Source organism: Maribacter sp. MMG018 (assembly GCF_018100785.1).
Lineage (GTDB): Bacteria > Bacteroidota > Bacteroidia > Flavobacteriales > Flavobacteriaceae > Maribacter.
The window spans coordinates 303,921-316,316 of the sequence record NZ_JAGJEC010000002.1 but is presented as its reverse complement, the minus strand read 5'-3'; the positions used below and the strand labels follow the sequence as shown (position 1 = coordinate 316,316).

8 protein-coding genes are annotated in these 12,396 nt (G+C 37.5%); 3 read left to right on the top strand and 5 right to left on the bottom strand.

All coding sequences use genetic code 11. The annotated features are described in order from the left end of the window. The first annotated feature begins 2 nt into the window (after positions 1-2). Positions 3-1,523: a glycoside hydrolase family 2 TIM barrel-domain containing protein gene (locus J8L85_RS09530; RefSeq protein WP_348771746.1), complete on the top strand. Its 1,521-nt coding sequence runs from the start codon at positions 3-5 to the stop codon at positions 1,521-1,523. A 47-nt stretch (positions 1,524-1,570) separates the two neighbouring features. Here the strand turns inward: J8L85_RS09530 and J8L85_RS09525 are convergent, their stop codons facing one another. The 5 genes from J8L85_RS09525 to J8L85_RS09505 form a co-directional block, all read right to left on the bottom strand. After that, positions 1,571-2,800, bottom strand: coding sequence for a glycosyltransferase (locus J8L85_RS09525; RefSeq protein ID WP_211016768.1), 1,230 nt, complete (start codon positions 2,798-2,800; stop codon positions 1,571-1,573). A 31-nt stretch (positions 2,801-2,831) separates the two neighbouring features. Further along, positions 2,832-4,115 carry an oligosaccharide flippase family protein gene (locus J8L85_RS09520; RefSeq protein ID WP_211016766.1) on the bottom strand — a complete coding sequence of 428 codons (1,284 nt, stop codon included), beginning with the start codon at positions 4,113-4,115 and terminating at the stop codon, positions 2,832-2,834. A 33-nt stretch (positions 4,116-4,148) separates the two neighbouring features. Beyond that, on the bottom strand, positions 4,149-5,288 hold the full coding sequence (locus tag J8L85_RS09515; protein WP_211016765.1) for a response regulator: 1,140 nt from the start codon (positions 5,286-5,288) through the stop codon (positions 4,149-4,151). 186 nt (positions 5,289-5,474) lie between these two features. Continuing rightward, positions 5,475-6,701 carry a glycosyltransferase gene (locus tag J8L85_RS09510; protein ID WP_211016762.1) on the bottom strand — a complete coding sequence of 409 codons (1,227 nt, stop codon included), beginning with the start codon at positions 6,699-6,701 and terminating at the stop codon, positions 5,475-5,477. Between the two features lie 235 nt (positions 6,702-6,936). Next, positions 6,937-8,175, bottom strand: coding sequence for an oligosaccharide flippase family protein (locus tag J8L85_RS09505; protein WP_211016761.1), 1,239 nt, complete (start codon positions 8,173-8,175; stop codon positions 6,937-6,939). A 227-nt stretch (positions 8,176-8,402) separates the two neighbouring features. Between J8L85_RS09505 and J8L85_RS09500 the strand changes: the two genes are divergently transcribed. Both J8L85_RS09500 and J8L85_RS09495 read left to right on the top strand, forming a co-directional pair. Next, positions 8,403-10,457 (top strand): tetratricopeptide repeat protein, encoded by a 2,055-nt coding sequence (locus J8L85_RS09500; protein WP_211016760.1) that lies wholly within the window; start codon positions 8,403-8,405, stop codon positions 10,455-10,457. 149 nt (positions 10,458-10,606) lie between these two features. Then, a complete protein-coding gene (locus J8L85_RS09495; RefSeq protein WP_211016759.1) occupies positions 10,607-12,394 on the top strand; it encodes a sensor histidine kinase in 1,788 nt (595 codons plus the stop codon). The last annotated feature ends 2 nt before the right edge of the window (positions 12,395-12,396 follow it).

Genomic DNA, 12,396 nt, shown 5'->3' with positions numbered 1-12,396 from the left:
AAATGAACCGGAACCTATATCGTGCTTTCTTGCTTTTGACCTTTCTGGTTTTAAACGGCCTTATACTTTACGGCCTAAGTTCTCTCTGGTCTTACTTAAATACGGGTGCCGACCGTGCAACCATGTTACATTTACCCGCCCAACTTACCTCTAATTATGTGCCGAAAGTAATATGGGCTCCCTTGCAAAACGAAGGTAGACCTATGGAGCAACAGACCTTGCAAGAGTTAGAACGTGATTATATAAAGGCATGGTACGTTAAAAACAATGCCATGGAAACCAACAACCAATATGGGGTACAAGATTATTACACCGATAGTGCCCGTGTAAAGGTTTTTGATATTCTAGATTTTAATAAAGAAAACAACACGTACATAAAAGCAACGACCATAGAGCATCATCCTACATTAGAATTTTACAGTGCAGATGGTAAATTGGCCGTTTTAACCGATAAGAATATTCAAATACATAAAGAAGTATTTGTAGACGGGTTATCTGTCCTAAAAAAATCATCGGAAAGCACCTTTAAAGTAATGCTGCTTTTAGAGGATGGTTTTTGGCGCATTCGCCATATGGTAGAAATCGAAAACGAAGATCAAGAGAATAAGGTTGAACCATTGGCCCCACATGAATTTGAGGCAGATATCGCAAATGGCAAAGGCCTAAATTATTACCCGAAAGACAATCCTTGGAATATGTTCGGGAAGCAGTTCAACGACAGTACCATTGATCATGATTTTAACCGAATAAACTCCATAGGATTGAACACCATACGAATTTTTGTGCCCTATGAAGCTTTTGGCAAAGCGGTGGTAGACGAAGAAAAATTGGGACAATTAAAACAAACTATGGATTTGGCCGCTAAGAACCATTTAAAGGTTACCGTTACATTGTTCGATTTCTACGGAGATTACTCTTTGAGCGACTGGACGTTGACCCATAGACACGCCGAACAAATCGTAAATACCTTAAAAGACCATGAGGCCCTATTGGCTTGGGACATTAAAAACGAACCCGATCTGGACTTTGAATCTCGTGGTAAAGAAAATGTTTTGTCATGGTTGCATCAAATGATATTTGAAATTAGAAAATGGGATACCAAAAATCCCATAACCATAGGTTGGTCCAGCCCTGAAGCCGCCATTGAACTTTTAAAAGAAGTTGACATCGTTTCTTTTCATTATTACCGTAAACCGGCTGATTTTAAAGAGGCTTATCTCCAATTAAAAAAAGCCGTTGGTACTAAGCCGATGGTACTACAAGAATATGGTTATTCTTCGTATAGCGGCCTCTGGAACGGTTATTTAGGGTCTGCAGAGGACCAAGCCGATTACTACCAAGAAATGCAAGCCACCATCAACAAAGAGAACCTACCGTTCTTGTTATGGACGTTGTACGATTTTGAAGAGGTGCCAAATACTGTAGTCGGTAGATTGCCATGGCGAAAAAGCCAACAAAAACATTTTGGCATTATAGATAAAAATGGTGAGTTAAAACCCGCCTATCTCAATATTGTAAAATAAAAAAGGCCGGTCAACCAACCAGCCCTTTATACCATTAAACCTATTCTCTAATGAACTAATTTCTTTTCTATGGACGAAACGTCCATATCAAAACCAAGTTTTTTAGATTTCTGAATGGCCTTAAAATAATCGATATACATTTGGGTAATAGCAGACATCGGTAGTGAACATGCCGCCCTATAATTCTCTTTACCAAGCTGTATTCTGTATTCCTCGTTTATTAATATATTCTCAATTGCCTGTGCCAAAGAAGAAGTATCATAAGCATCAAAAAATTCGCCCCTATACCCTTCTTCCTGTACCAAGGTGCTTAAATCTCCCAGGTCTGGCAACACTATTGCATTACCATAACTCCCCGCTTGATGTAAAACCCCCGAACTACCTGTTGTTGAGGTATATGGAAAAACCGTAACCGCACTTTCTCCAAAAAGTTTGGGCACATCCTCTTCCGCCACATACCCCGTAAATCTAATTTGTGGTACATGGCTATATTTTTCTTTCATCTCCCCTAAATAACCTGGCGTATTGGGGCTATCGGTACCGGCGATGACAATTTCTATATCCTCGTTAGTGCGTTGTCGTATCAATTCTACGGCCTCGATCATTATCTCCACTTTTTTATAGGTACCAAACTTACCAAAGGCCATTACCTGTTTAGGTCCTGTAGGAAGTTCGTAATCGGGTTCCGGCGGGGTTTCAAAAGCCCCATGGGGAACCAGTGCCACGTTTCTGACCTTGTACTTATTTTCAAGGATCGTAACGTATTTACTAATGGTTACCGCAAGTACATCCGATGCAAGAACAAAACGGGTGAGCGTTGTACCTATCAAATTATATACACTTTGTAACAGTCTATTTTTTGTGAAGCCTGCATTTTCGAGATCTACTTTTTCTAAAATATTATGTAAAAGCGAAATGGTCGGAATTCCTTTTAATTTACAGATATACGGAAGCATTAAACCTAAAGCGGCAGGTATCTTTTTATCACCGAACTTTAAAAACTGAAGGTTGAAAAGTACAGCATCTGGCTTGGTTTCGGATATTGTTTTACTAATACCGAAAATATTACGATAGCTATTAAAGCTCCAACATTCTTTCACCGTAATCTTACATCCGTCCTCAGAAAAGTTTAAATCTTTGGGCTCTTCGGTACGATCGGTGATCAATATTAACTCGGTCACCTCTTCTTGTAATCTAAAGTGCTTTACCAAGTAATAACCATACTCGGTCAGGGTGACTTTACTTGGAGGGTATGCCGTTACAATTGCTAATCTCATTTTGATTATTTTTAATTCTATTATTTAATGGCTAGAGGATATTTTCTCCAAGCAATTCTGATTTCTTTGTCTTGCTACTATTTGATCCGTTCTTCACGACAAAAAACAGTAGTTGTGCCACCAGTAAAATTACCATGGCAATAATCTGCACATGAACCACATTGGCCAAACTATCGTGAAAAAGCATTATCAATACTACCTGTGAAAGCCCTAGAATACCCGAAAGTATTACTGGTGCATACTGGTTTAAAGAAAGAAAATAGTAAGCGAATATATTGGATACGGCGAACAATGAAGTTGCCAGGGCATATTTCCATAACAAATGTGCTATAGGCAAATAAGCCTCGCCGAACATTACGTTTATGATCAAATTGGGCATTAAATAACAGGCAAAAACAATTAAGGTAGACAATGCTCCAATAAAGAGTACATATTTAAACAGAACTGGTGCCGTGGCCTCTCCGTCCTTTTGTTTTTGAATTACTGTTGGCATCAACAACATCACAAACATCCAGGCTACAAAATAAACCACCCTGCCGATCAAGGCCAACGATGAATATAATCCTGCATCCTTATCATTAAAATAATGCTTTACCAAAAGAATATCGCTATTATTGATGATTATCTGCGTAAGCTCGTAACCTGCGGTCAGCCCTATAAAAATCCAAACTTGTCTTAAATCTACAGATGATAGTTTCTCTTTTGAAAAAACCTGAACACCTTTAAAATTGGAAGGAAAAAGTCCGAACACAAAAGAAAGAGCAATACCAATTGCAATTAAGATTCCCGTTTCTACAGGAAGTAACAACAACAACGCAAAGGTCAAAAGTAACCTGCTCCACATTTCTGTTTGATATGTGGCCGCCAGTTTCCCAAATTCATGTCTGCCTTGAAACCTGCCCCTATTTACACTCATTACAAAATACAGGGGTACGGAAATGGCAAAGACCATGAACATATAATGATTTTGCGTATTGAACAGTATTTGAAGCTTTTTTGAGAAACTAAAAACGGTAAAACCTGTGACCACTCCAAAAACCAGAGCATACCGATACATAGTGTTTTTAAAGGCCATCCATGTTCCACCGGAAAACAAGACCGCAAATTTGGTTGTCGCCAATTGAAAAGTCATTCCTACGAAACTCAACACCAAAAGCAAGGTGACCAATAACGCAGCATCGGCAAAAGCCTCTGGCCCCAACAATCTACCCAAAAGAAGATTGTACAGATAATTACCTCCGTTGACCAACAAAGCACTGCCCATAAACAATTGTTTAGGGGAAACTTTACCTAAGGCTATTTTTATTACCGACATAAAATGGGGTATTGTTATGGCTATATTGAGGTCTTATCTGTATACAAAGGCGATCTTGGCCAACTGACCCACAATTTTTACGGAATCTTTCATGGATAGTTTAGAACCATCAGCATGTATCCATCTTTTTAAAGGTTGCTCACAAATAAGTTTTTTTGCTTCGGTTTTACCATAGTGCTTTCGCATTCTTATGAACATTTCTACATCGAACAACCATTTGGTAATAAAGGGTTTACTAAAAAGTAGGGGAACAACGGAACGGTCCATTACTTTGGCCCCGCACTGTGTATCGTTAAAAGGCATTCTTAAAATGGTTCTAATAATAAGATTAATGGTCATGCTAATGATCTTACGGGCAGATTCTTTTGTAATATTAGCCCCCATCCTACTCATTCTAGACCCACTAACAATTTTAAAACTTGATTGGTCCAATGTTTCTACCAAATCATCAAAATCCCTAAAATCGGTAGATAGGTCAGCATCCAAGAAACCTATATAATCTAATTGTGGATCTTTTTCCAAGAATAGCATTCCTTGGCGTACGGCCTCTGCCTTACCTCCATTTTTGGCACAGTCATAAATACTGATATTACTTTCACTTCCGTCTTGTAGTTTCTTTAATACCTCTAAGGTATTATCGGTACTACCATCATTTACAAAACAGAGGTGATATCCGAGATTTTTATGGGCAAAATCCTTAAACTGGAGACTTAGTAAACGTTCTTCTTCGTTGTAACACGGAATAACAACCCCTACACAGTTCTTTTGTAACATTCTGGCACCTGGCGCCGTTTCTACATTGTTATTAGCCTTTGGCACTCCGATAAGTCTTTTTATACGGGCCGCCATTTCATCTAAACTAACTGGCTTCTTCATATAATCGTCGATACCCAAGGTAAAGCCGTCTATAATTATATTTTCTTCGGTATTGCCGGACATCACCATTACCTGTACCTTGTTTTTTCCTTCTGACTTTATGTACCTTACCACCTCTAAGCCGGACATATCCGTCATATTTATATCTACAAGAACAAGATCTGGATTAAACGAATCGAATAATTCCATACCCTTCTGACCTGTTTCGGCGGTCATCACAGTATACCCTAATTCTTTGAGTCGTTTTTCAACAGATAAGAGTATCAACTGTTGGTCATCAATGGCTAGAATTTTCATGTTTCAAATTTAAGTAAGAATTAACCTACACATAACGTGAATATTTCTATATATTGTAAGAAGAAGGACTTATTCGATAGAATCACACATAAATTATCATATTCGCAACTATTTGATTTACAATCAGAAAAGAGGATAGTAAAACATACTACCCCCTTTTCTAATAACACCACCAATTAATACTTTCTAGACCAGTTCTTTTTCTTTTTTGACAATATCTATATTAAATCCTGGCGATTTTGTCATTTGTAGCGCCCTAAAATAATCCACATACATTTGGGTAATATCTGACATGGGCAGTGAACATGCTGCTTTGTAATTGGTTCTGCCCAGCTGCACCCTATAAGCATCGTTCATTAATATATTCTCAATAGCATCTGCCAAAGATGCTGTATTTTCCGGCTCAAAAAATTCTCCCCTGTAGCCTTCTTCCTTTACCAAAATACCAAGGTCACCCATATCGGGCAAGGCAACGGCCTTACCATAGCTGCCCGCCTGGTGCAATACACCAGAACTACCAGTTGTAGAGGTATACGGGAATACCACCACGGTACTATCCCCAAAAATTACCGGAACATCCTCCTCTGCAACATACCCTGTAAAACGTAATTGACCTACATGGGCATATTTCTTTTTCATGGTATCTAAATACCCCGGGGTATTGGGGCTGTCGGTACCGGCTATTACAATTTCAATATCCTCATTGGTGCGCTGCCTTATCAACTCAACCGCCTCGATCATAATTTCCACCTTTTTATAAGTGCCGAACTTACCAAATGCCATTACCTGTTTCGGACCTTTTTTTAGTTCATAATTGGGCTCTGGCGGTATTTCAAAAGCACCATGAGGTACCAAAGCGACATTTTTAGACTTGTATTTTTTCTCAAGAATCCCCTTGTATTTACTGATCGTAACCGCCACAATATCTGAAGCCAAAACAAATTTGGTCAATGTACTTCCTATAAAATTATAGGCCTTTTGCAATACCTTATTAGAGGTAAAGCCTGCATTTTCCAAGTCTACCTGCTCTAGAATATTATGCAATAACGAAATGGTAGGTATACCTTTTAATTTGCAAATAAAAGGTAACATTAAACCAAGGGCCGCAGGTATTTTTTTATCTCCGAATTTTAAAAATTGAAGATTAAAGAATACAGCATCGGGTTTTGTGTCCGAGATTACCTTATTTATTTTTATAAGGTTCGTATAATTATTAAAAGCCCAACATTCTTTCACCGTAACCTTACACCCATCTTCTTCAAAATCAACATCTTTAGCTCCTTCGGTTCTATCGGTAATCAAAATAATCTCCGTTACTTCCTTTTGTAGCCTAAAATGCTTTACCAAATGATAGCCATACTCTGTTAGCGTTACTTTACTTGGTGGGTATGCCGTTACAATTGCTAGTCTCATTTGTTTAATTTTAAGTTTGATTGTTTATTAAATCTTCTATACAAATATCCGGTTATATCAATATGCTCAGGGGTCGTGGCAGACAGATGACTATTTACCGTAGATGAGCGGGAGGTTTGGTTAGATAAAGGATCTGTTCATTTTGTTCTATTAGGTATACCTAAATGGAAAATACCCGCCTCAACATTGGGGAATATTCGCTGGCCAGACATTTTGGCCTTAAGACCACTGTCGGTTAATTCATAATTTGATGGTGCATAAAGTACAGTAGTTGTACCACCAATAGGGCAACCATGGCAATAATCTGAACTTGTACTACGATAAATAGGCTGTTATGAAAAAACATGATCAATATTACTTGTGTACACCCAAGTAGTCCCGATATTATAACCGGAATGTATTTATCCAAGGATAAAAAATAATAAGCGAATATATTGGAGACCGCATACAAAGAGGTTGCCAAGGCATATTGCCATAAGAGCGGGGCCATTGAAAGGTATGCTTCACCAAACATTATTTGCACAATAAATTTGGGAAAAATTGCGCAGCACAATACTATCGATAAAGACAGGGTTCCAATATAACTTATATATTTTATAAGAATCGGGGCCGTGGCTTCACCATCCTTTTGTTTTTGTACCACGGTAGGTAGTAGCAACATTACAAACATCCATGCTACAAAGTAGACCACTCTACCGATCAAGGCCAACGACGAATATAGACCGGCATCAGCGGCATCAAAATAATGTTTTACCAAAAGTATATCACTGTTATTTATTACAATCTGTGTAAGTTCATAACAAGCGGTAAGAATTAAAAAACTCCATACCTTCTTTTTATGAGCCTTGGGTAGGGTAATTTTTTTTGCTAGGGTCGCCAAATTAAAATTGGCAGGTACCAAACCGAATAAAAAAGAGACTGCAATACCTAACGATATCGAAAAAGCAGGTTGTAAGGGTACAAACAAAAGTAACAAAAGCGTAATGGCCAACCGACTCCACATTTCTGCCTGATAGGTTACAGAAAGGTTTTTAAAATCTTGCGCCCCTTGGTACTTACCCCTATTCACCGACATAAAAAAGTAGAGCGGCACCCCTATTGCGAAGGTTTTAAACAATACATTCGACTCTGTATGAAATATCTGTTGTAGGTTTTCGGCAAATACAAAAAGTAACACCCCTATAACTACACCAAAGGCAAGTGCATACCTATACATTAATTGTTGAAAGGCCTCCCAGTCAGTGTTCGAAAACAATACCGAGAATTTTGCCGTCGCCAGTTGAAATGTCATTCCTAAAAAAGACAATACCAATAATAGGGTTATTAATAAGGCAGCCTCAGAGAATGCGGCCGGGCCAAGTATTCTACCCAGCAACAAGTTATAAACGTAGTTGCCCCCATTTACCAAAAGTACACTAACCATGAACAAACGTTCTGGAGAAATTTTTTCAAAAGCTAATCTAATTGCAGTCATAAGAAGAAAAATATAGTGTTGATCCTTTACATTTTATAAGACAAATATCTCGTTGAAAGATGCTTTTATTTGTCTACAGTGGATAGAATACAAGTTGCTATAGACGAATGGCGTTTATCGTACTTCCGAGAATATAGAGGCTACTTTACCTTTATAAAGTCCAATAGTTCTAATAAAACAACATAATGAACGTTAGACACTTGTAGTACTAATCTTACTTTTGTATAATGCGGAAATTTCTTTTTCTTTTTTTGGCTTTCACTACCTTATTGAGGGCACAATCCGATATGTCACAAGGTTTTGAAATGTTGGAAAAAGGTAACTTTCAAGAAGCGGAAGCATTTTTTGAAACTTATTTAAAAAGTGCCCCCAATAATAAGACCGCCCGTTTGTGTTATGCCAGAGCTGTTGGTTTAAGTGGAGAACCCCAACAAGCGACGACCTTATTTAAAGAGCTTTTAGACGAATACCCAAAAGATTTTGAAATACAGATCAATTATAATGAGTCTTTTTTGTGGGCAAAAGAATACGATAGGGCGAAGCCTCTGTACCAAGAATTGGTCACCGAAAACCCCGATAAATTTGGGGCCTTACTGGGGTATGCAAACACATTAAGTAATTTAAAAGAATATGAATCTGCACTACATTGGATAGAAAAAGCGCTTGCCCTACAACCAGATAACAAAAGTGCGAAGGTTTCTCGAAAGTATATGCGATTGGGCTACGCCAATGAATTTGTGAACGATCAAAATTATGAGGAAGGAGAAACCATATTAAACACGATCTTTCTAGATTTTCCAGAAGACAAGGATGCGCTTTTAAATTTGGCCAACCTATATCTTATTACCAAAAACACCGAGCGTGCCACTGAAATATACAAGAGGTACGCCACTACCCCAAAAGATTCTGTTACCGCATTAAACGGTATCTCTTTGGCTTCGCATATAAACGAAAAAGATAAAGAGGCCCTTAAAACCGCTCTACGTGCCAAATCTATGGTATCGTTTTTTAACGATACCATACTTACCCAACGCACCTATGATCGTTATGTACAGGCATTGATCTGGAACCGAAAATTTATAACCGCCAAAAAACAGATAGACAGCCTTGAAAAGGTATACCCCAACACCAATTGGGTTTTGGCCCTAAAAGCTACGTTAGGCCTTTATACCGGTTCGCCTAAAAACAGCATCGAGAGTTATGATAGAATATTGGTCAACGATAGTACTTCTTTTGATGGCAACTTGGGCAAGGCAAATGCCCTATTTGCCGCCGATCATGTAATGCCCGCATATGAAATGGCCCATAAGACCCTTTCCTTTTATAAAAATCAAAAAGATGCCATAGGTTTTATCGAAAAATTAGATTTAATGCATACGCCTAGCATAGAGGAACATGCGGCCTATACGTTTGACAATGGCAATAATGTTGCATTTTATACAAATACTACCGTCGAATTGCCTTTTTCATCAAAGTTTAGAACTACCGTTTCTTATTTTTATCGTACCACAAAAAATACCGTTACAGAACACAAGGCAAATTCTCATGTCGTTCTGGCAGGATTGATCTATAAAATTCTTCCAAAAACCACCATAAAAACAGTACTAGGTTTCAATAATTCCAGATTTATGGATGACGCTTACACTCAACCGGTAATAGATACCAAATTAATGCTGCAACCCTTTAAATTGCAAAACCTTACTTTGGGATACCAACGAGAAGTACAAAATTTTAATGCCGACCTTATTGAACGTGAAATCGTTCAAAACCACTATGGGATCAACTACAACCTAGGAACCAACATAAACCTTGGTTGGTATTCCCAACTTATTCATACACAACAGAGTGACAGCAATATTCGAAACTTATTATTTACCTCATTGTATTACTCTTTATTTCGAAAACCAGCCTTAAAAATGGGAGTCAACTACCAATACATTACATTTAAAGAGCAATTACCTACCATTTATTTTAGCCCAGAACAATACCAAGCCTTTGAGCTATTTGTTGACATTAGGGGAGAAATTTCAGAAAAAACTACTTACATGGCCAGTGCCGCTACTGGTTTTCAGCAAGTAGAAAAAGACGATAACACCAATATTTTTAGAGCCGAGGCCGCTATACAGCACCAAATAACAAAACGCCTAAATACTCGAATTTATGGAAAGTATAGCAATATTGCCTCTGCCACTGCGGCCGGATTTGAGTTTACCGAAATTGGCTTTAAGATAAAATGGCTTTTTATGAACAAACCTATTTTTTCAAAAAAGCTGGCTAGATAAATAACATAAAATCTTAAAAAAACCTTAAAAAAAATTTAGCCAACATAAAATCATGTAAGAATAATCATTAACTTTATTGAAAGTATTCACTTATAATCTCTTCCCCCATATAATAACTATATAGTGATAAGACTCTAACGGGGTTTTTTATGAGGAAAAGAGTTTTTAAAATTTTCGCCTATTTATATATTCCAGTATTAATACTCTCTCTGTATCTTTTTCTGTCCCAAAAAAAAGAAAAAATCGAACTTCTGTCCGATTATCAAAGAAAGGACACCTCTATCAAAAAAAAATATCTAGAAGACCAGTTTTATTCATTTGTTAACAATACCCAATATTGGTCTACACTAAAGTACCCCATAAACTTTGACCCCTTAAAAGAACATGTTTCTTTTATGAGCCCCTATTTAGAGATTATTAGGGGAATTACGGATTATGACCAATTCCGTTTTTTAGATCTTGAGGGAAATGAATTTTTTCGTGCAGAACGAACAAAAGTTAACTCTGTAAAACTAAGACCGCTTCAAAACAAAATTGAACGTGAATATGTTAAGAACGGACTTGCATTGGAACACGGTCAAACATACCTTTCGCAAATAAGTCTAAACCGTGAAAACGGGGAAATTGAAAAACCCCATAAACCCGTCATCAGGGCCGTAAGCCCCATTTATGACAAAACGGGAAAAAAAATGGGAATCGTGGTCATTAATTTTAAGATGAAGAGAATTCTTGACTATCTTAAATTAAGGGCTTCGGACAACAATATTTTTCTATTGGACAACAATAAAAGAATTATCACCTCTTCTAAATACCAAGAGGATCTTCCATATGAATTTTTAGAAAGAAACACCTCTTTAGAGGACCTTTACACCTCCGTTCCGGACGCAATAAAACATGATACCACTTATTTTAAAAACAACCATATTTGGACCATACAACAGGTTAATCTACATAAAATAGATTCGGGTTATAACACCCTTTCGGGAGCTCCTCTCAAAGTAGTGAGCCCCACGAACTGGAAATTGGCCCAAGAGGCTTCCCCCTCAATGATAAAGGCTAGTTTGCTGCCCATATACGAAGGATTGGGATTGTTTAATTTTTTTGCAATTATTCTATTGGCCTCCCTTTCCTATATGCTTCAAAAAAATAGGGTTCAAAAAGAGCTCTTTTATAAAGAATTGGAAGAAAAAAACGAGCTTTTGACCAAAAACCGGGATAAGTTACTGAAAAACAACCAATTTATAACCGATATGAACCACCGCTTAGAAATACGTAACGAACAGTTAAGCGAGTTCAATTATCTAGTTTCTCACAACCTCAGGGCCCCTGTAACCAGCATGGCCACTGTAATGGACATGATCAACAATGAAAAAGAGCCGCAAAATGTCACCATGCTTTTACCTAAGTTGGGTCAAGTTACCAAGAGTATTATCAATCTTACCGAAGATATAAGCGATTATGTGACCATCTTGGACAATAGAGAAATTAAGATCGATGATGTAAACATTATCGACCTAATAGAAGAGGTTAAGAAAGACTTTACCGAGACGCTATTAGACAACGACAGTTTTGAGGTAATTATAAAATCGGACGCTTGGCAACAGGTTGACTTCTCTAAATTTTATCTAAGAAGCGTCATTCACAACTTAATGTCCAATGCCATTAAATACAGAAGAGAAAATATATATTCTTATATACTGTTCGAAACCCGTTATGAAAATAAAAACAAAGTCTTATCCGTTTCGGACAATGGTATAGGTATTGACCTGGAAAAACACGGAGATAACCTCTTTAAGCTCTATAAACGGTTTCATAGAAATATTTCGGGCAAGGGAATGGGGTTGTTTCTTGTTAAATCACAATTAGAGGCACTAGATGCGAAAATCACCATAAAAAGTAAAGAGAACGTAGGCACAACATTTGAAATAACATTTTAATT

Bases quoted from the DNA above. Each gene is read 5' to 3' on its own strand.
- J8L85_RS09530 (WP_348771746.1), top strand. From the start codon at position 3: ATGAACCGGAACCTATATCGTGCTTTCTTGCTTTTGACCTTTCTGGTT.
- J8L85_RS09505 (WP_211016761.1), bottom strand. From the start codon at position 8,175: ATGACTGCAATTAGATTAGCTTTTGAAAAAATTTCTCCAGAACGTTTG.
- J8L85_RS09515 (WP_211016765.1), bottom strand. From the start codon at position 5,288: ATGAAAATTCTAGCCATTGATGACCAACAGTTGATACTCTTATCTGTT.
- J8L85_RS09495 (WP_211016759.1), top strand. From the start codon at position 10,607: ATGAGGAAAAGAGTTTTTAAAATTTTCGCCTATTTATATATTCCAGTA.
- J8L85_RS09510 (WP_211016762.1), bottom strand. From the start codon at position 6,701: ATGAGACTAGCAATTGTAACGGCATACCCACCAAGTAAAGTAACGCTA.
- J8L85_RS09520 (WP_211016766.1), bottom strand. From the start codon at position 4,115: ATGTCGGTAATAAAAATAGCCTTAGGTAAAGTTTCCCCTAAACAATTG.
- J8L85_RS09500 (WP_211016760.1), top strand. From the start codon at position 8,403: ATGCGGAAATTTCTTTTTCTTTTTTTGGCTTTCACTACCTTATTGAGG.
- J8L85_RS09525 (WP_211016768.1), bottom strand. From the start codon at position 2,800: ATGAGATTAGCAATTGTAACGGCATACCCTCCAAGTAAAGTCACCCTG.